We start from the raw sequence: 20,172 nt of genomic DNA, 5'->3' as shown, positions 1-20,172 counted from the left end.
CGGCCTGGAGGACGTTGCCCATGATGACCTCGTCGACGGCGATCTCGCGCAGACCGGGGTCCCAGCCGGCATATTTTTCTTCCAGCTCGATCCGGTCGCGGTCGGCGAGCCGGCCCGGCACGGTCTCGGCCAGATCGGCGCCGGCCGTCGGCCGCAGCCCGGCCTTCTCCATGGTCTTCCGCAGGACCAGGGCCCCGAGATCGACCACCGGCACATCCTTGAGGACGCCGCCGAAGGCGCCCACCGCTGTTCTGCATCCACTGACAATGACTACTTTTTCCATTTCGTGAGCTCCTTTTTGCCGTTCCATTTGCTCCGATTCGTCGGGCAACGGCTATCACTCGTCAGGGTACATTCCCCCATCACCGACGATATCCGCCGTTGCCGTTGCCTTCTCTCTATCCCTTGATGATCCGGGGAAGGAGCATTTGATGGACCGGGGTGATCGATCGTGGGTTCTGATAATTGGCCCCGACAAACGCCTGGATGTACTTGCGCAGATCAGTCAACGCTACGATTTCATCGACGAAGCCATTCATCGCGCAATAGGCCGGACGTGATTTATCCTGATAATCCTTGATCATCTGGTTCATCTTGTCGAGAACCGGATCGAGGGGTTTACCGGCCGAATCCTCCTTGACCAGGCGCCGGGCATAAGAGGCGGCGGCGGCGGTCTCACCGTGCATGACATAAATTTCCGTCATCGGGGTGCCGAGGGTGAAGGCGTTGTTGTTGTTCGCCTGGGGCCCGCACATGATATAATGGGCGGCAGCCGAGCCTTTGCGCAGTACAACGCACATCATCGACAACTCGGTCTGCTCGATCGAATAGATCAGGGACTGACCGAGGGACAGCAGTTCGGCCTCCTCCGCGAGATCACCGACATCGATCCCGGACGTGTCCTGCAGCCAGATGATGGGCAGATTGTCCCGCCCGCAGAGGGTGACGAATTCGCCCTGCTTGATCAGCCCTTCACGGTAATGCTTGCCGCCGACCCCGAAATAGGTGTCGTTGGCATACTTCGGATAATCGGGGAAGAAACCCTGATTGTTGCCGATGAAGGCCACCGGAAAACCATCGACCTTGGCGATCCCGGTAAAGACCTCGGGACCGTAGTCGGATCGATACTCCATGAACTCGCTGTTGTCGGTCAGACGGGCGAGAATCTGCTTGGCATCGTATTGCCGCTTCTGGTTGACGGGCAGGATCCGGTTGAGATCCTCGCCCGGGAACTTCGGCTCCACCGGGGCGGCGACCCGGAACATCGTCGGATCATAGGCCGGCAACATCCGCATATACTGCTTGATACCGTCCAAAACCCCCTGTTCGGTGTCGTGGACCTCGCGGAAATAGGCAGTCTGGTCAAAATGGGTCTCGACCCGGCCGGGACTCTTGGCCTTGAAGGCCTTGGTGGCCTCGATCAGCGCCTTTGCCGCTTCGACATCGAAATGCCCCTTCGGATTCATCCCGCCGACGATACCGGCGCCGCCGACGGCGATGTTGGCATCCTTGTGGGCCAGCAGGATCGTCGGGCTGATCCCCTGGTAGCCGCCACCGGCGGGATTGGTGCCGTAGATGGCGTTGAGGATCGGCACCCCAAGATGATTGAGGTCGGCATGGCGGAAGAACGGGGTGCCGCTCCCCCGCCGCCCGGCGTAGACGGTCTCCTGCTCCATCAGCTTGACGCCGCTGCAGTTGGTCATCCAGACCAGCGGGATGTTGAGCCGCTTGGCCATGTCGGTGACCATCAGGATGTTCTCCGACTGACCCGATATCCACGCACCGGCCATGACCTTGTTGTCAAAACCGATGATGACCGCCCATTTCCCGGATATCTTGCCGATGCCGTTGACCACCCCGGTGCATCCCTCCTCGTTGTCGCGGGGGTTGTACAGGGTGTGGAGGGGGCACCAGGTCCCGGGGTCGACCAGGTAGTCGAGACGGTCATACACGGTCATGCCGCCGCGATCATGAACCTTCTGGGCCGGGATCCCGGCGTTCTTGACCCGCTCGACTTCCTTGGCGATGAGCTGTTCCTGTTCCCTGACCAGATTGACGTTTTCCGCTGTGCGGGTGACCTCAACTTCACTGAGAGCACTACCGACCGGGGGCATGCTCTCAAAATATGGACGTAATGGTGTTTGTCGACGTGACATACCAATCTCCTTTTGTTCAACTTAACACGTGTAATTCCACTGTTTCGAGTTCTGCCCCCGATGTCTTCAGCGGTTGGGGGTATCCCCGAGGGCCATGCCGGCAATGATCGTCTTCTGGATGTTGCTGGTCCCCTCGACAACCCGCAGCGACTGGGCGTCACGCAGGAAACGCTCGGCAGGGAACTCGGTGGAAAAGCCGTAGCTGCCGAAAATCTTCATGGTCTCGAGGGCGGCATGGACCGCGGCCTCGGAAGCAAACAGCTTGGCCATGGAGGTCTGGTACTGGTTGGGCAGGCCCTGATCCTTGAGCCAGGCGGCCTGATAGACCAGCAGTTTGGCGGCTTCGTGCTCGGCAACCATTTCGGCGATCGCGGCCTGGATCATCTGGAAGCTGCCGATCTTCTTGCCGAACTGGGTCCGCTCGTTGGCATACTCGATGGCGGCCTTGATGGCCCCGCCGCCGATGCCAAGGGCGCCGGAGGCACAGCTGACCCGGGTGTTGTTGAGCTGGAACATGCAGATCTTGAAGCCCTGGCCGACCTCGCCCAGAACCGAATCCTTCGGAATTTTGGCGTTGGTGAAGGCAATCTCGCCGGTGGGCGAACAATGGAGTCCCAGCTTGGTCTCGATCGGGGCGGTGACGATGCCCTCATTGTTCTTGAGGTTGATGATGAAGCAGGTCATGCCGTTGTATTTCTTGCTCCGGTCGGTGAAGGCATAGAGCAGGCCCCAGTCGCCGACATGGGCGTTGGAGATCCACATCTTCTGGCCGTTCAGTTCCCAGTGGTCGCCGCGATCGGTGGCCGTCGTCCCCATGCTGGCGACGTCGGAGCCGGAGTTGGGCTCGGTGATGCCGAAAAAGCCCATCGACTCGCCCTTGACCCAGCCCGGGATGAAGCGTTCTTTCTGCTCCTTGGTGCCGAACTTGTTGACGGTGATCGCCGGGCCGATGTTCTGCATGTTGAGGGGTACCCGCCAGGAGCCGCTGACCGTCGCCAGCTGCTCGCCGAGGAGAACCGACTCGAAGAAGCCGCAGCCGTTGCCGCCGTATTCTTCCGGGATCGCACAGCCGAAGAAACCGAGATCGCCCATCTTCTTTACCAGCTCGGGGCGGAAGGTATGGTTTTTTTCATCTTCCTTCAGGGTGGGGAGGATCTCCTTCTCGGCAAAGTCCTTGGCCATGTCCTGCATCATCTTCTGTTCGTCGGTCAATTTGAAATGCATGGTGTTCTCCTTTTGTTCAGTATGATTTTTGTTTGTTATTTCCAGCTTTTTGTAGCCTGTGCTACCTTGCAGAGCATATTTTCCCGCTGCAGTCTTCCTGAACCGCTCCCTGCCTCCATCACCACCGCGGCGTGGCTTTCATCACTATAAAACGAGTTTGTGGGGATCGACCCTGTCCCGCAGAATCGTCAGTTCAACCTCCGTCGGCGGCATCGCCTCCACCGCCCTCGAGACGTCGACCGAAAATTCCATGTTGTCGAGAATCTCCCCGGGGGTCACGCCGGGGTAGTAGCAGGCCAGGTACATCTCCTTGCTGTCGTCATCGAAATGCATGACTCCGAGATTGGTGACGACCGCCGTCGGCCCGCCCGGCATCAGCCCTTCCCGCTCCCTGGCCCCCGGTCCGTCGAGGTAGCCGGGGCTGGTCAGGTAATCCAGCTTGAGCGGGAACTTGCGTTTTTCGTGGTACATGAACACGAGAAACCGGGGGACAAACGAGGCGACATCGCAGGCGCCGCCGCTGCCGGGAAAACGGGTCTCCGGCTGCGCATACTCGCCGATGCAGGTCGAGTTGAGGTTGCCGTACCTGTCGACCTGCGCCGCCCCCAGAATGCCGATGACCCGACGGCCGGTCTTGCGGTTCTGCATCGTGGCGAAGGCCTCCAGCAGCCCGCTGTTGGAGGCCGCCCCGTACATGACCCGAGGATCGGCGACCGCCATCGGAATTTCTTCGAGCTTCGGGTCGATCGCCCCGGTTTCAAAAAAGATGATGCTCTCCGGGGCATTGATGCACTTGGCGGCCATCGCCGTCATGATCGGAAGACCGGTGCCGCAGAAGACGATATCGCCGTTGTCTATCTCGCGGGCGGCCATGATCGTCATCATTTCTTTCAAGGTATATTCCATCACGTCATCGCTCCCGGGGCAACTCAGCGCCGGTCCAGGCCGATCGCATAGCCCGTCGTCTTGTCGGCCGAGATGGTGTCCAGTTGCCCTTTGCCCACAAGATTCAGGAGCCCCTGATGGTCTTTGACGCCATGGACGAACTTGGCCAGGTATTCGGCGTACAGTTTCTCATCCTTGGCGAAATGGCTGACATGCTTCAAATAGACGGGGTCATAATCGTAAAAATTGTGGCATGCGGTCGGATAGGCGCCGAACGGCACATGGACGACGGCATCGACATGGATGAAGGGGATCGAATTGTACTCGGGTTTTTCCCGTAATTGATGGACCTCGACGATCTCTTCGCAGGTGACGATGACGCTTTTCGCGGCCTTGACCTGGTCGATATCGGCGAAATTCAACCCCTCGATCCGGCAGGTGCCGTTGCGGTCGGCCTGCTGGACATGGATGATCGTGACATCGGGATTGATCGCCGGGACCACAACGACCCTGGCCGCGTCGCCCCAGGCGCCGAAGGGGTTGTCGATGATCTCCAGCTTCTTGTCCGGCAATTCCGGGTGGTTGGCCCGCATCTCCGGAGAAAAGCCCCACTTGGCGACGATGTCGGTGCCCAACCCCGATAAGGTCGGAAGGAACGGCACCCCCATGGCGCCGGCAAGAAAGCGCAGCGCCATCTGGTAGTTGGTGTAATCCTCGACCAGGAGTTGTCCCCGCTGGACCGCCAGTTTGAAGCGGATGCAGGTCGGCGCCGCCTTGCCGTTGCCGCCGTAGGCGATCTCGAGCCGGGAAATGCAGCCCCCGCCGATCAGTTCATCGACACCGGTGCCGTTCGAGTGGGCATAGCAATGGAGGTTCTTTCTCCCCTGGCGAATGATCTCGTAGACTGCAGCCATCGGATTGCGATTGACGGTAAAGCCACCGATCGAAATATGACACCCGTCGGTGACAAATCTGGCGATTGCCTCCTCGAGTGTCATGACTTTATCGTGGCTGGAATTCATCTATCCCGTTCCCTGTTGGATGCAGCGTGCTTATCGGCCTACAGATACAGGGTTAATAGCAATAGATGTGCCAATAATTTATGTTATTTTTATATTGTTGTAATTACGTCATTAATAAGGTATCAGGGCGACAATGGATGGTGAGGGTGAAATGTAGGGAGAATGCTACATTAACGGGATGAGTGGGGGTCAAGCGACCGGCAAACGACTTGTTCCACTGAATTTCATGGATAGTGTAGGGATTTTTATACACTGTAGGCTGTTTGCTACATCCCTGAACTCATCCCTCGGCAAGAGCATCGACACCAACCAGGTATAAACTTGCACCATGTGTGCGCCTCAGCGCAGCGATCGTATCACGAACGACAATCATGTCTTTTTTTGGAAAAGTCGGCACTAATCGGCACAAACGCTTGGTTTTGCCAAACCGTCAATGTAATGTATAGCAGTTGATGTGCGGCTTTGTCCGGAATCCAGGGTTTCCTGGAGACCTTCGGGCTGTTACCGAAAACATGATGAACAAGGGATGAAGGCTATGGACGACAGATGGCTGACGGTCGATGACATGTGCAAATATTTGAATGTAAGCAACGAGACGGTCTACAAGTGGATCGAACAACGGTCTATGCCCGGTCATCGCGTCGGCCGTCGCTGGATGTTCAAACAAGACGAAGTGGACGAATGGGTCCGCTCCGGCGGTGCGGCTGACAAATCCGATAAGCCGGACACCGAGCAATAAGGAGCGACCATGGCCGAGCCGATTCACGACAAGATAAAACGATCCCTCCAGGCAGCCGAAGGTCTGTACCACCGCCTGGTGCTGGTGATGGGTGTGGCGGGGTTGAAGAACTGTTTTGCCCTGACCGAGAAGCACCTCGACACCACGCCCATCTGCCCGCATTGTGGCTATCGGCCAGGCGAAACAGAGGCGAGGGGCGAGTGATTAGGGGCAAGCAATGCGGCAGTGCTGCTGAATGCATTTAACGACGAGTTGGATCGAATGCTTGAAAACCGGCCGAGGTAATTGTCGCCAACCGGCCAAGATACGGATCGTTATGGAAGGGTGAACTACGAATGAACACCAGCGAACACCAGTTGAAGGCGCTGATTGCCAAAGGCGAAGGCATCGATTTCGAATTCAAAGCATGCCGTGATCAGTTGCCGAAATCCGTCTATGAAACCGTTTGTGCTCTCCTGAACCGCCACGGGGGAACGATTCTTCTAGGCGTCAAGGATGACGGCTCGGTTCAGGGAATCGATCCGGATGCCCTCGAACAGGTGTGTAAGGATTTCGTCACCGCCATTAACAATCCCCAGAAACTGACACCACCCACGTATTTGTCCATTGATGAGGCTGAGCTGGAAGGGAAAAGACTGCTTCACATCTATGTGCCTGAAAGTTCCCAGGTTCACCGCTGTAATGGACGCATCTATGATCGCAACGAGGATGGCGACCTGGATATCACCGACCACACCGTGCAGGTGGCTCGGTTGTATCAACGCAAGCAGGCCACCTACAGCGAAAACCGCGTTTATCGCTGGATTCAGCCTGAAGACCTCCGCGCAGATCTGATTGACCGCTGTCGCCGCCATGTGCGCATCAACCGGAAGAACCACCCTTGGGCGGACATGGACGATGGAACCTTGCTCCAGAGCGCTCAACTGGTGCAGACCGATCCCGAATCCGGCAAAACCGGTATCACCCTCGCGGGTGTCATGCTCTTTGGTCATGATACGCAGATCCGGCAGGTTTGCCCCGCCCACCGAACCGACCTCCTCCTGCGCAAAGTGGATGTCGATCGCTATGACGACCGCGATCTCGTGATCACCAACCTTATCGACAGCTACGACCGTATTCTGGCCTTCGTGCAAAAGCACCTGCCCGACCCCTTCTACCTCGAAGGCATTGAGCGCCGCAGTCTGCGGGATCACATCTTTCGTGAAGTTGCATCCAACATGCTCATTCATCGGGAATACGCCAGTGGCGCTACCTCCCGCCTGATTATCGAATATGGTCGAGTTTTTACGGATAATCCCAGTCGGCCCCACGGCTTTGGTCTGCTCAATCCGGAGACGATGATCCCTTATCAGAAAAACCCCATCCTCAGCGCCTTCTTTCGTGAAATCGACCGTGCGGACGAACTCGGTTCCGGCATGCGCAAGATGATGCTGTACGGCAAAAAATACGGCGGCGCCGATCCCCAGTTCATCGAAGGCGACAGTTTCCGCATGATCATCAGCGTCCCGGAATTCGGGGCGAACCCGGCCAAGACCACCAGAATTATCCCGAACGAACAAGTCACGCCCCGAGTCGAGGCACAGCCAGAGTCACAGCCAGAGTCACAGCCAGAGTCACAGCCAGAGTCGTTGGACAAACGTGTATTGCGTCTGCTTATGGCTGGCCACATCGGGAAAGCTGCTATTTCTACGACACTTGGGCAGAAGGGTGTGTCCGGGCAACTCAATAAGGTCATGAGAACGCTTTTGACGAATCGCGCCATCGAAATGACCATCCCCGATAAACCCAATAGCCGCCTGCAAAAATATCGAATCACAGAAAAAGGACGTAAAATTGTCACGGGTCGCGAGTCATGAGTCAAAAGAAACACAAAGAATCGGAGTTACTTATAAGGGATAAATACGGACAGCAACGGACTCTATTCGAGATGGAAGAACCCGCGATCCGCGACTCGGGACCCGTGACCTGTTTAGGCATGACCTTTGACAACGACGAGGCCCGCCGCGCCCACTTTACCGAGGAACTGCGCAGGAAGCTGCAGGACCCGGAGTTCCGCAAGATCGAAGGCTTTCCCATCGGCAACGATAAGGGCATTCCTAATCTGAGCGATCCGCCGTCTTACACTACTATCCCAAATCAATAGAATAGGGTGCGTATGATTTAGTTTTGAGTAGTGAGATAAAATGCTATCATTATTTTAATGAGAGATATAAATGAAATTTTGGGTAGGCGTTACTGATAATCAGTGGTTCAAATTTCTTTCTGAATTGCAGCCAGAAGAGGTAAATTTCTGGCAGCCAAGTGCGACACCTCCATTTTCAAACGCACCGATTGGTCTTCCGTTTTTATTTAAGCTAAGACGACCGCATAACCATATTGCTGGTGGAGGTTATTTCGTTACCTACAGCAAATTACCACTGAGCCTAGCGTGGGAAATATTCGGCCCTAAAAATGGTTGTAGCTCGCTTGCTGAACTTCGTAATCTTATAAGTCCTTTAACAGCAAACAATCGTAATGATGGCGAGATTGGGTGCACAGTATTGGCAAATCCATTTTTCTTGACGAAGGATGAATGGCTCGCAGAGCCACCTGGTTGGGCGCCATCTATAGTACGAGGCAAGATGTATGAGACTACCGAGCCCGCAGGTAACAAAATCTGGAATGATATTCAACTTCGAATATCAACACCGCTTGATTTTATAGAGTCTGATGTAATTGGGGCCGAGATTACAACAGAACTTAAAGTGAAGTATGGCGCACCTGTTACCGTTAGACCCCGAATTGGGCAATCGTCATTCCGCCTTTTGGTGACAGAGGCTTATCAGCGGCGTTGTGCAATCACCGGAGAGAAGACCTTGGTGACATTAGAGGCAGCGCATATTGTTCCTTATTCAGGCACAGGTGAGCATGATGTGCGCAATGGTCTCTTGCTTCGAGCCGACTTCCACCGACTATTTGACGTAGGCCTGGTCAGCGTCACCTCTGATCTCGAAATACGCATCAGTCCTCGTATTCGAGAAGAATGGTTCAATGGAAAGATTTACTATCGTCTCGACCATAAACCTTTGTCGGTCGTACCTGCCACTCCGTCTATGCGACCTGATCCCGACCTGTTAGACTGGCATTTCAAAAATCGATTCCAAGCATGAGGTACTCATTTGATTTCAAAAAATTTGTTAAATTTATTGCTTCAATTCAGACATGAAAGGGAATGGGAACAGTTCCACTCTATAAGGAATCTTAGCGCAGCTCTATGTGTTGAGGCAGCTGAGTTGCTCGCCCATTTTCGCTGGGCACGCGACTCTGACATCGAATCTATAAAAATACAACACAAGACAGAAATCGAGTCGGAATTGGCGGATGTAACTATCCTTCTTTTATACATTTGTCATGATCTTGGTCTATCAATTGAAGACGCTGTTGCCAAAAAAATAGAAGTAAATCGAGCTAACTACCCAGTTGAAAAGGCAAAAGGAACTTTTACCAAATATGACAAGCTGTAATATCAACGAAAACTGCATGATGATCTTATACGCAGCATACACGTCGATTGAAAGCGAAGATGCTATCCGCGCCGGATTCAAGAAAGCTTGGCAGGAGCGCGACTACGCCGTCATAGTTGCCGTGGCCGACAAGTTCCTCAACAACGTTCTGAAAGAAAATCCGAAACTACTCATGTGGTACGACCAGGCAGTGTAGAGAATGGGAGGGGTTTGAAATGAGTGGCGGACATTTTGATTATCAAGAAAGCTATCTGGGATACATCGCTGAACAACTCGAACAGGATATCACGTATAATAATGTTGAATATGACAGCTCCAATCCGATAGATACACCTTATGGGTTTCAACATCCACCTGAAACAATCGAATACCTGAAAATCATGGTTGATGAGCTGAACAGGCTTCAAGAATTGCTGCATGAGTACGATTACGCTGTATCCGGCGACAGTTCAAAAGAGCGATTCCTTGAAAAAGCGAGATCGGTCTATCGAAGAGAGATGGGGGGAGAATAATGGCCAAGATTGAAGGTTTTAGAATAAAGAACTTTAGGGCATTAAAGGACATAACGCTTGGTCGGTTGTGGAATCAGCAGCAAGCCGAACCTCTCACACCCATGACGGCGGTGATCGGTAAAAATGGTGTTGGCAAGAGTACGCTGTTTGACGCCTTCGGGTTCCTTGCAGATGCTTTGAAGTCAGGCGTAGAAGATGCGTGCGACTCTCGCGGCAGGGGAGGATTTGAGCGTATCCGGGCGCAAGGCCAAAAAGGGCCAATCGAATTCGAGGTCTATTACAAAGAAGACGGGAATGCTCGGCCGATTACCTATGAAATTTCGATTGATGTTGATAGTTCAGGTCGTCCCTATGTGTTGAAAGAACGCCTCAGGCAGAGGCGCAAAGGCCAGAAGCATGGATGGCCCTTCTCGTTTCTTGTGTTGAACAGTGGAAAAGGTGTTGTTTGGAAAGGCGATCAAGAGGGCCGTCAGATCGATGAAGAACAGGGAGAGTTTGATCTGCTCGGTTTGATGGAGTCCATTAAATCAGGTGAGGCAAAAGAAGAGTCCAAGGAAACCGATGTCGTCGAACTTGAGGACATGCGCAAGCTCGGAATTGCCACACTGGGTTCATTGAAACAACATCCGAGGATTTCTGCGTTTCGCAAGTTCATTGAAGGATGGTACCTCAGCTATTTCACACCGGACGCAGCCAGAAGCCTACCCCTTGCCGGACCCCAAAAGCATCTCAACATCCATGGAGACAATCTTGGGAATGTTGTGCAATTCATGGAGCGGGAACATCCAAAGCGTTTCCAGGCTATCCTGAACCGGATCGCGGAAAAAATCCCGGGCATCAACAAGATTGATACAGAAAAAACAAACGATGGCCGCTTGTTGCTGCGGTTTAATGACAAAGGTTTTCAAGACCCATTTTATTCACAACAAATGTCTGATGGGACATTAAAGGTATTCGCGTATCTCCTGTTGCTCGAAGATCCTACACCACCACCGTTTTTATGTATCGAAGAACCGGAAAACGGGTTGTACCATAAGCTTCTAGAATCCTTAGCGAAGGAATTCCGTGAGCATGCCACGGGTCGCAAGGGCGGATCTCAGGTTTTCATCACGACTCACCAGCCCTATCTGGTTGATGCCTTAGAGCCTGCCGAAGTCTGGATTTTGGAAAAGGGTTGGGATGGCTATTCGGTTATTCGTAGAGCAAGCGACGATGCTATCGTCAAAAACATGGTGGCCGAGGGCTTGCTGTTAGGAGGACTTTGGTACAGCGATTATCTGGATGCGAGGTGATCGAATGCATTTTGAGATCCTCGTTGAAGACCAGTCCAGCAAGAAAGCGCTCGGTATTCTCGTTCCCAAAATTATCGGCGATGACCATACGTTCAAAATCATTGCGTATAAAGGTATTGGTCGTATACCCAAAAACATGCGCACTGGTGTCGATGCAAGCAAGCGCTTTCTTCTTGATAATTTACCACGACTTCTGAATGGTTATGGCAAAACCTGGCAGAATTTTCCAGCTGCCGTTTTTGTGGTCTGTGATCTTGACGACAAGTGTCTGAAGGCGTTTCGCCAAGAGCTCTTTGCCATCTTGAACAGATGCAATCCAAGACCAGAAACCCATTTTTGCATTGCGATTGAAGAAGGTGAGGCCTGGTTCCTTGGAGACATCCCAGCGGTGAAATCTGCCTATCTAAAGGCCAAAGAGCCTGTTTTGAATGCATATGTGAATGATTCCATTTGCGGCACATGGGAACGCTTGGCCGACGCAATTTATAACGGAGGATCTGCCGCACTTTCCGCCAAAGGCTGGCAGGCTGTCGGTGCCGAAAAATCACAATGGGCTGAAAAGATCTCCCCTCATATGGATGTAGCAAACAATTCGTCCCCAAGTTTTGTCTATTTCCGGAAAAAATTGCTCGAGTCCGCAGGAGCAATAGCTTAATGGAGTCGCTTTGGCAATACAGCACCGTTCATAACAGCACCGGCAAGGTCTTCGTGGAACAGGCCTTATGTGGGCAGACGGTGTGCCATGTCTGGTTGCCGAACCAGGACGCGGTGGTTGCCGGATCGACGTTGTCCGCTATGGATTGGACGATGAGCTGTTGAAATTGAAGGGCAAGTAAAAATGCACAGTCCTCCCCCGCCGTCTATCTGTTCACAGGAGAAGATGGCGACTATTCTCGAGGTAGAGGGTTTTATGGACGCTCCATATCCCCCGTCGCCGCAGTTTTTGCCTTGTTGAGCTTGTCGTACAGCGATGTCCGATGAATCCCCAGGATATCGGCCGCCTTCGATTTGTTGCCCTGAACCGACCGCAGGACATCCTCGATGACCTTCTTTTCCGTCTCTTCCAGGATCTGCTTGAGGTTGCCCACCAGCGGCGTATCGTTCTGCCCCTGCCCTTCATCATCGCCATGACGGATCTGCTCCGGCAGATCCTCCGGCATGATCATGTTGCCCCTGGCGATGATCGAGGCCTTTTCCATGACATTGCGCAGCTCCCGGACATTGCCGGGCCAGGAGTAGCGTTGCATCAGTTCCAGGGCCTCGTCGGAGATCCCCGAAGGGCCCCAGGAGATCTCCGATTTGAGTTGCGACAGCAGATAGTTGGCAATCAGCGGGATATCTTCCGGCATCTGCCGCAGGCTCGGCGCCTGGATGTTGAAGACATTGATACGGAAGTACAGATCTATTCTGAACTTATCCTCTTTGATCAGTTCACTGAGGTCACGGTTGGTGGCGGCGATCAGCCGGAAATCGACCGGGATGGTCTTTGTCCCACCCAGTCGATCGACGGTCCGCTCCTGCAGCACCCGCAGGAGCTTGGCCTGCATCGACAAGGGCAGTTCGCCGATCTCGTCGAGCAGGATCGTCCCGCCGTGGGCCATTTCAAACTTGCCCATTTTCCCTTTCGACCGGGCGCCGGTGAACGCCCCGTGCTCATAGCCGAACAGCTCGCTCTCGAACAGTTCCGGCGGAATCGAGGCGCAGTTGACCTTGATGAAGGGTTGATCGGCCCGCTGACTCGACTGATGGATGAAATAGGCGATGACCTCCTTCCCCGTCCCCGACTCACCGGTAATCAGAATCGTCGACGTCGTTTTCGCCGCCAGCAAACATTTTTCCTTGATATCCAGGATGGGGGCGGATTGGCCGATGATGACGTTCCCCCCTTTGAGCTGGCTGACCTGGTTCTGGTAATAGCGCAGCTGGCCGTCGAGCAGTTCGACCTTTTTCTGGAGATCCCAGAGCCGGGTGACCTCGTTCAGCATCCCCTTGCCGACGGCGCCGATCAGCCTGCCCTCGAAATCTTTGAGGGGGATCCTGGAGATCAGCTGTTGCCGCCCGCCGATGTACAGCATGTCGCCGATCCGGGCCTTGCCGTCCTTGAGGATTTCATGGAGGTGGGTGCCTTGTACGACCTCGGTGACATGTTTGCCGACGGCGGCGTCGGCATCGATCCCCAATAGTTTCTCGCTGTAGCGACTGATGAAAACGATGACCCCATCCGGACCGATGACAATCGGGCACTCGTAGGGATTGTCGATCAGGGCGTAGATGTATTCTTCACCGAGGCTGCGTAATTTCGCCTTATGCTCTTCTATTTTTGTGTCGTCCATGTCCCATCTTTATAGCTGCTGGATCGGGTTGAGATTGAAATTGCGTCGGCACGTATCCGGCGGTTGGCCCCGCCGGATACGCAAGTATACCAGATAATATCGTGAGGACCTATCAATGCGACATGTTGAGAGTACAAACCGGCCAGCTGCAAGGCCCTCCTTAAAAAATGATCACCGTCCCTCGTTGCAAGCGGCTTTGTTGAAGGTGGCTATTTCGCACGAGGCAGCGATGTTGACAACTCCGGACATGTTCGATAGCCTAGGCGCCATGGAACGAAGGACCTTATCAACCTTTCCGAGAATGGATGCGACATCATGAGCTTTCTGGATCAATGCGACAAAAAGAACATTCATAACCGCAATATCGATGTAGCGACGTATTCCTGGGATGCCGACCACGTCCTTGTAGTCGGCGAGCTGAAAGAGCAACGGTATGTGGGCTTTATCAACAATTTTGGAGAGCGGATCGTCCCCGGCATCTATCACCACATGAAAATCGAGCTGCTGATCGACACCAGGACCAAGACGATCAAGGATGTGGCCGTGTCTCTGCCCCGGGTCCCACGCGGTGATTGTCCGGCGATGGTGTCCAGCCTCGATCAGATCAAGGGCATGAATATCACCCGCGGCTTTTCATCGAAAATCAGGAAGATGGTTGGCGGCAACAAAGGGTGTGCGCATTTGAATACCTTGCTGCTGGCCATGGCCCCGGCGGCTGTTCAGGGGGCGTGGATAAATATCGCCTGGCTACAGAAAGAAGCTGTACCACCCGATCCGCAAACTGGCCGCCACCTCGTCGATTCCTGCTGGGCATGGCGCAAGGATGGTCCGCTGGTGGCGGAAAAAGGTATACAGGTTGAGAAATAGCTTGGAAAAACTTTGCGCGCGGATGAGGCCCCGATGCATTCAACGTAGTGCAGTGTGATCAAGGATCCAAGCTGGTTTGACGATTCCCCCTTTGCATTCGCCCCCAGCCGATAGTGAAATTGCGCCACCTTAGCCATCTCGGGAACGAAATGGCCGAGGCGGTGCGAAGAATCAGGCGATATATTTGCCGGCTTCCGATATTTCTCCGGCAATCTCTCGCCTGAGAGCAATAATGTCGACTGGAGTATACTGAAAGATCATGGCTACATTGGCCTGCATTTTCACCAGTTCGTCCCCTGCGGCAAGATTCGCCAGGGCCTCTTTGGCGGCCAATATGACTTTCTCGACTGTAGTGTAAATGAAGGCGTTGGCCATGTTTTCCTTATGTTTTGCACCACTTTGCCCATTCATTACCGCCTTTTGTGCTCGACACCAGGCGCTTTCCATTGCATAGGCCAATAAAGCCATATCCGCCAGACGTCCAAGGATTTCCTGCTGCTTCAGCAATTCGTCGCCAAAGGTGTCGGTTGCAATCCCCAATGTGAACAAAAAGGCGTCCTTTGTTGCCTGTACAAGATCGCCCGCATCTTTCCGCACCGGGATACCGGTCGTCAATCGCGATCGCACCGAACTGACGGCATCCATCAAAGGCAGTGCCCTCTTGGCAGCCCGACGAATCAGCGTGGTGGAAATCAGATTGCGATTGATTTCATTCGTTCCTTCGAAAATCCTTCTGACTCGTGCATCTCGATACAATCTCTCGATCGGATACTCGGCGATGTAACCATAACCGCCGTGAATCTGGACACCCTCATCAACGACGAATGCTTCCGCTTCGCTCGCGAATACCTTTTCCATCGAGCACTCAAGGGCGTACTCCTCGATTCCCTTGGCAGTAATCCGTCCGCCATCCGGTCCGCTCCGATCAAGGCTGTGCATCATATCGTTGAGCAAGCCTCCGGTTCGATAAACCGCGCTTTCGGCGGCAAAAGTGCGAATGGCCATCTCCGCAAGCTTTTCCTTGATGAGACCGAACCGGGCGATCGAGACCTTGAACTGTTTACGTTCATTGGCATACCGGGCTGATTCGTCGAGAGCGAGTTTCGCCGCCCCTACTGCATTGGCAGCAATCTTGTGCCGGCCGATATTGAGAATATTGAAGGCAACCACATGTCCCTTGCCTGCTTCGTAGAGCAGGTTTTCCACCGGTACGTTGACATTATCAAAAAATACACTGCGGGTTGAGGATCCCTTGAGCCCCATTTTATGCTCTTCAGCTCCGGTCGTTAATCCTTCAGAATGCCCATCAACAATAAAAGCACTGAATTTATCTCCATCAATTTTCGCATAAACAATAAATATATCTGCAATGCCGGCATTGGAAATAAATGTCTTACTGCCGTTGAGAATATAGTGCTTACCATCGGTGCTGAGGGTTGCCTTGGATGTCGCCGACAGGGCGTCCGAGCCGGAACCTGGTTCAGTCAAGGCATAGGCCGAAATCTTGTCGGCGGTCACTATTGCAGGAAGATAGGCTGCCTTCTGAGCTTCATTGCCGAAATAAACGATGGGCAGATTGCCGATACCGGTATGACCACCATGGGCTATCGCAAAGGAACCCGTAGCACCAACCTTCTCGGCAATGATAGTGGTGCAAATCTCATCTGTTTCCGTACCATCGTACTGTTCCGGAATATCGGCTCCAAGCAGGCCGAGTTTTCCAGCTTCAACAAGGAGCTCGCGCATCAGACCTTCTTTTTTGGCGTCTATTTCCTCCATTCTCGAAAAAACATATTCAGCTAAAAAATGTGTGACTGTTTCCGCAATCAACTTATGCTCATCATCAAAATCTTCAGGTGTAAAAATATTCCGGGGAGCTGTAGTCTCAAAGAGGAAACTTCCACCTTTTGGTAATGTTTGCATTTCAATAGTCCTTTTTTTTACCGGTACATCAGGTTCCAGGAGAATGAAGAAAAAAATTCAGTTGGTTTTTTCTCGATGCTGAAGATGAGGGCGCTATACTGGTTTCCATTCCAGGTAGAGCGGTAGCCGCAAATGCCGAATCCCTGGTACAATAAAATTGTGGACATACTTGCACATCCTTATTCATCTGATGTCAGTCAGTGGCAAGGAGGAAATATGTCCACATTGTATTGAAAAAACGCTTAAATCGAATGAACCTTATTTTACCTTCAAGACGATGGCAGCACCGGTATCACCGGCGGCACAACCGGTGAAAAGGACATAACCGCCGCCCTTCATGACACACTCTTCAATGGCTTCAATGATGGATCTTCCGGCCGTAGGGGCCTGGGGATGGCCAAAGACCAATGAACTTCCGTAATTATTGAAGTTATTGACATCAAGATTCATCACTTTGGCCATATAGATGTCATTGGCTGCAAATGGATTATGCGTTTTAATGACCGAAATATCGCTCACTTTCAGACCCGCTTTGTCCAGGGCCATCTGGGCTGCAGGAACCGGCGCCTTCGCCATCTGGGCTTTTTCCACCCTCGAGTAGCCGTAGGACACGATCTGAATTTCAATATTTGGATCGCTGCTTAATGCCTTGGCATTCTCTTGCGTAGTGACGATCAATCCGCAGTTGCCATCTGCCGGATGCGTCTGGGCGCCAAATGTATGCGCTCCATTCGGTAAAACCGGCCTCAATTTCGCAAGACCTTCGGCGGTTGTTTCCGTGATGCCTTCATCACTCTCAATGACCAAGGTCTTTTTCTTGCTCAGCTGAACTTCCACTGGGAACATGTACCGTTTTTGAAAGGCCCTGTCGTTCGCCAAGGCCTCGGTGTATTGTACGTATCGGCGCAATGCTACCTGATCACACTCTTCACGGGTGACCCCGTTCAAGGAGGCGACATTCTCGGCAGTCTGGATCATCGACGCACCGCCCCAAGGATCATAGTTGAAATGTTCCATCATCCAGTTTTCAGAAATAACCTCACCACCCGGCCCCATCGGATTCGGCCAGATGGTATGCGGGCCATTCGAACAGCGATCGGAGAACAACGTATACGCATTTTTGCAAAAACCAGTCTCAACACCCATTGCGGCTTGAAAAATACCGACAGTCGATGTGGAGCAAGCCTGACTCACCAGTAATCCAGGAATATTGTCGGCACCGATCAGGGCTGCAGACCAGGGGCCGCCATAAAAAATCTTGGGCTGTCCAATGGTGACTCCCAGGATAAGGTAATCGAACATCTTCGGATCCCATTGTTTTGAGGCCAGCCAGCGCTTGGTGGTGTTCGATCCAAGGACAATGGAATTTTCATTCGCCATGCTGCTCTGCCAACGAGAGAATGGGGAGCTGTAATACCCTTTATAGGGGATAAATGCTTTGCTTAACATATCGTTATGTCTCCTTTTAAATTGGAAATGTTTAGTCTTTCCCAGATAAGATGCAGCCTGCCTGAAGTTGACAATCCCCCTGAGAAAAGCTTGACTGCGTACTCTCGTATTCAGATTTTCCGATGGTTGACGTGCTATTTGCCCTGATACTGGGGAGGTTTGCCTCCAACCGACGAAAGGCCAGCCAGGGCATCTTCCGTAGAAAATATATGGTTGAGCTCGGCGAGTTCCAGCTCTATGGCTTCAGGTATTGACACTTTCTGCTGAGCGTCTATAAGCCGATCAACCAACAGAAGAGCCAAAGGCGCTTTACGGGAGATGATCTTCAGGGTCTTCTCCGCCAAATCATCGGCAACCCCTTCCGGCTTCAAACCAGCCAACAGTGCTTTGACGTTATCCGGTGAGCAGACTTTGGCCAATTCCACAAATCGTTCCGGATGTTTCCTTGACCTGTATTTATCTGGTTTTGGTCCGTTGCAAATTTCCAGAACAGTCTTTTCAAGATCCTGCGGATTTACAATTTTTGATACAATACCAAGATCAAGTGCGTCTTGAGCAGTGATTGTTCTGCCGGTGAAAACATAATATTTAGCCAGCTCCGTTCCGATCTGACGGGCAGTGCGAATCATGCCGCCAAGCCCAGGAAAAATCCCGATTGCTGTTTCCGGAAAACCCATCGAACCGGCTGAAGTCGCAACAATAACCTGACAAGCCAGAGCCAGCTCGCTGCCACCGCCGAGAGACAGCCCATCCAATACGGCGATGGTTCGCTTGGTCGAATTCTCGATACGGAGCAGAAGTTCATGCCCGCCTCTGGTAAATGCTACCGTATCGTCAATGCGATCCTTTTTGATATTGTTGATGAAATAGCGAATGTCAGCACCAGCCACGAAAGCCTTGCCGGCCCCCTGAATGGCGATTCCCTTGATATCCGGGTTGCTTTCGGCCTCAGAGAATTTTTCCTCAAGCTGGCGGACAACCGCTTCATTCAAGGCGTTCATCGCCTCCGGTCGGTTAATGGTGATATACGCAATCTGATCTTTGACCTTTAGGTCGACCCACCTGAACTCAAACGGTTTGCCGGTCTGTTTATGGCTCTTCAGAATCTCAGGGACCGCGAAATCAGCGTATTTCAGAGCAAGAGCCTCGACTACCTGACAGGTTTTGGCAATTCCGATTCGATTGATGATTTCAAATGGGCCTTTCGCCCATCTCAAACCTACTTTTGCCCCCAGATCGGTATCTTCAACAGACGCCACTCCTTCATCTACCAAGGCGGCCGCAACTCCTAAACAAACGCCCAGAAATCTGTCCTCGACTTTTTCAAGTTTCGATTCGTCAACCTGGCCTGAAAGATCCCAGTTTTCCTTTTTTTCCATCTGGTTTCGAAGAATCGCGGAAGTGGCATAAAACGGTCCTAATTCCCGGCCAAGGGTGTCGGCAGAATGAACTGCAATGGGAATGCCGGTAACATTCATCAATTCAAATGCTCCCATGCCAATTTTGAATGCGTGTTTGGCGGCGGCTTCGATAGTGGGAATGTTGGCGAGGTTTTCTTCGAGCATTCGTGCAGCTTCGTTTAAGAATGGGACGAAATATCGGTTGACGGCAAAACCAGGTGCATCTTTCACTGTAATCGCCGTCTTGCCATGAAGCCTTGCAAACATCTTTGCTGTTTCAACCGTTTCCGGGCTTGTTCCCTGATGGGGGATCACCTCAAGGAGACGGTTTTTGGCCGGGTGATAAAAATAATGAAGCCCGACAAACCGGTCTGGTCGATTGATTTTCTCAGCGAATTCTCTGACATAGAAGCTTGAGGTATTGGTCGCAAGTATGGTGTGCTGGCTGCATATCGCATCGAGTCTCTGGAAAAGGGCCGTCTTGACATCCTTGTCTTCAAATACTGCCTCTATGATCAGATCAGCATCGGCAACCTGATTGAGATCAGCTGTTGCAGTGATCCGGGAAAGAGTTGCCGCCATTTGTGAGGGCGAAAATATTTTTCGTTCAACTCCTGCCTGGAGCAATGACTTGATATTCGCCAGGCCTTTTTGCACGAACTCCTCGTTGGTATCGACCATGACGACAGAAAGACCTTCCTGGGCAATTTTCTGGACAATTCCGCTGCCCATGTTTCCTGCGCCAATGACACCAATTTTCGCTAATTGTTTCATATCGTAACCTTAATATCTTTATGATGTTGCTTTTGTGGATCGTTTTCCCTGAGCAACAGTCAAAACCACCGATGCTATAAACGCAGGAGTATT

General features: G+C 52.6%; 18 protein-coding genes and 2 pseudogenes. 11 read left to right on the top strand and 9 right to left on the bottom strand.

All coding sequences use genetic code 11. The annotated features are described in order from the left end of the window. From HNQ81_RS15525 to HNQ81_RS15505, 5 genes are all read right to left on the bottom strand, one after another. Positions 1 to 283, bottom strand: a 283-nt coding sequence (locus tag HNQ81_RS15525) for a thiolase family protein (RefSeq protein ID WP_492212469.1), incomplete at its 3' end; no start/stop codon positions are given. A gap of 115 nt (positions 284 to 398) precedes the next feature. Further along, a complete protein-coding gene (locus HNQ81_RS15520; protein WP_183352226.1) occupies positions 399 to 2,156 on the bottom strand; it encodes an acyl-CoA carboxylase subunit beta in 1,758 nt (585 codons plus the stop codon). Positions 2,157 to 2,222: 66 nt separating this feature from the next. Further along, positions 2,223 to 3,380, bottom strand: coding sequence for an acyl-CoA dehydrogenase family protein (locus tag HNQ81_RS15515; RefSeq protein WP_183352225.1), 1,158 nt, complete (start codon positions 3,378 to 3,380; stop codon positions 2,223 to 2,225). A gap of 144 nt (positions 3,381 to 3,524) precedes the next feature. After that, entirely contained in the window at positions 3,525 to 4,286 is a 762-nt protein-coding gene (locus HNQ81_RS15510) for a CoA-transferase subunit beta (RefSeq protein ID WP_183352224.1), read from the bottom strand. 23 nt (positions 4,287 to 4,309) lie between these two features. Next, positions 4,310 to 5,287, bottom strand: coding sequence for a CoA transferase subunit A (locus tag HNQ81_RS15505; RefSeq protein WP_183352223.1), 978 nt, complete (start codon positions 5,285 to 5,287; stop codon positions 4,310 to 4,312). 535 nt (positions 5,288 to 5,822) lie between these two features. Between HNQ81_RS15505 and HNQ81_RS15500 the strand changes: the two genes are divergently transcribed. From HNQ81_RS15500 to HNQ81_RS15455, 10 genes and pseudogenes are all read left to right on the top strand, one after another. Further along, entirely contained in the window at positions 5,823 to 6,026 is a 204-nt protein-coding gene (locus HNQ81_RS15500) for a helix-turn-helix domain-containing protein (protein WP_183352222.1), read from the top strand. Positions 6,027 to 6,119: 93 nt separating this feature from the next. Then, positions 6,120 to 6,203, top strand: a pseudogene (locus HNQ81_RS18285) (DUF6079 domain-containing protein); the annotation flags it as partial. Between the two features lie 158 nt (positions 6,204 to 6,361). Beyond that, on the top strand, positions 6,362 to 7,882 hold the full coding sequence (locus tag HNQ81_RS15490) for an RNA/DNA-binding domain-containing protein (RefSeq protein WP_183352221.1): 1,521 nt from the start codon (positions 6,362 to 6,364) through the stop codon (positions 7,880 to 7,882). A gap of 71 nt (positions 7,883 to 7,953) precedes the next feature. After that, a pseudogene (locus HNQ81_RS15485) lies at positions 7,954 to 8,163 on the top strand (hypothetical protein); the annotation flags it as partial. Positions 8,164 to 8,239: 76 nt separating this feature from the next. After that, positions 8,240 to 9,175 carry an HNH endonuclease gene (locus tag HNQ81_RS15480; RefSeq protein ID WP_183352220.1) on the top strand — a complete coding sequence of 312 codons (936 nt, stop codon included), beginning with the start codon at positions 8,240 to 8,242 and terminating at the stop codon, positions 9,173 to 9,175. Between the two features lie 9 nt (positions 9,176 to 9,184). After that, on the top strand, positions 9,185 to 9,529 hold the full coding sequence (locus tag HNQ81_RS15475) for a nucleotide pyrophosphohydrolase (protein WP_183352219.1): 345 nt from the start codon (positions 9,185 to 9,187) through the stop codon (positions 9,527 to 9,529). Between the two features lie 16 nt (positions 9,530 to 9,545). Then, positions 9,546 to 9,725 (top strand): hypothetical protein, encoded by a 180-nt coding sequence (locus HNQ81_RS15470; RefSeq protein ID WP_183352227.1) that lies wholly within the window; start codon positions 9,546 to 9,548, stop codon positions 9,723 to 9,725. 19 nt (positions 9,726 to 9,744) lie between these two features. Further along, complete coding sequence (locus tag HNQ81_RS15465) at positions 9,745 to 10,041, top strand: hypothetical protein (protein WP_183352218.1); 297 nt, start codon at positions 9,745 to 9,747, stop codon at positions 10,039 to 10,041. Further along, on the top strand, positions 10,041 to 11,333 hold the full coding sequence (locus HNQ81_RS15460; protein WP_183352217.1) for an AAA family ATPase: 1,293 nt from the start codon (positions 10,041 to 10,043) through the stop codon (positions 11,331 to 11,333). The genes HNQ81_RS15465 and HNQ81_RS15460 overlap by 1 nt, the downstream gene beginning before the upstream one ends. A gap of 4 nt (positions 11,334 to 11,337) precedes the next feature. Further along, entirely contained in the window at positions 11,338 to 11,988 is a 651-nt protein-coding gene (locus tag HNQ81_RS15455) for a hypothetical protein (protein ID WP_183352216.1), read from the top strand. Between the two features lie 253 nt (positions 11,989 to 12,241). On the opposite strand, the gene HNQ81_RS15450 is transcribed toward HNQ81_RS15455, so the two are convergent. Continuing rightward, positions 12,242 to 13,666 carry a sigma-54 interaction domain-containing protein gene (locus HNQ81_RS15450; protein ID WP_183352215.1) on the bottom strand — a complete coding sequence of 475 codons (1,425 nt, stop codon included), beginning with the start codon at positions 13,664 to 13,666 and terminating at the stop codon, positions 12,242 to 12,244. Positions 13,667 to 13,981: 315 nt separating this feature from the next. Here HNQ81_RS15450 and HNQ81_RS15445 point away from each other — a divergent pair, with 315 nt between their 5' ends. Continuing rightward, a complete protein-coding gene (locus HNQ81_RS15445) occupies positions 13,982 to 14,533 on the top strand; it encodes a DUF2889 domain-containing protein (RefSeq protein WP_183352214.1) in 552 nt (183 codons plus the stop codon). A gap of 171 nt (positions 14,534 to 14,704) precedes the next feature. Here HNQ81_RS15445 and HNQ81_RS15440 read toward each other — a convergent pair whose 3' ends face one another. The 3 genes from HNQ81_RS15440 to HNQ81_RS15430 form a co-directional block, all read right to left on the bottom strand. Next, positions 14,705 to 16,456 (bottom strand): acyl-CoA dehydrogenase FadE, encoded by a 1,752-nt coding sequence (locus HNQ81_RS15440; RefSeq protein WP_183352213.1) that lies wholly within the window; start codon positions 16,454 to 16,456, stop codon positions 14,705 to 14,707. A 258-nt stretch (positions 16,457 to 16,714) separates the two neighbouring features. Then, positions 16,715 to 17,905 carry a thiolase family protein gene (locus HNQ81_RS15435; RefSeq protein WP_183352212.1) on the bottom strand — a complete coding sequence of 397 codons (1,191 nt, stop codon included), beginning with the start codon at positions 17,903 to 17,905 and terminating at the stop codon, positions 16,715 to 16,717. A gap of 134 nt (positions 17,906 to 18,039) precedes the next feature. After that, positions 18,040 to 20,079 (bottom strand): 3-hydroxyacyl-CoA dehydrogenase/enoyl-CoA hydratase family protein, encoded by a 2,040-nt coding sequence (locus tag HNQ81_RS15430; RefSeq protein WP_183352211.1) that lies wholly within the window; start codon positions 20,077 to 20,079, stop codon positions 18,040 to 18,042. Between the last annotated feature and the right edge of the window lie 93 nt (positions 20,080 to 20,172).

Source organism: Desulfoprunum benzoelyticum (assembly GCF_014201505.1).
Lineage (GTDB): Bacteria > Desulfobacterota > Desulfobulbia > Desulfobulbales > Desulfocapsaceae > Desulfoprunum > Desulfoprunum benzoelyticum.
Note: the sequence above shows the minus strand (reverse complement) of the source record. Positions and strands in the feature narration are given on the sequence as shown.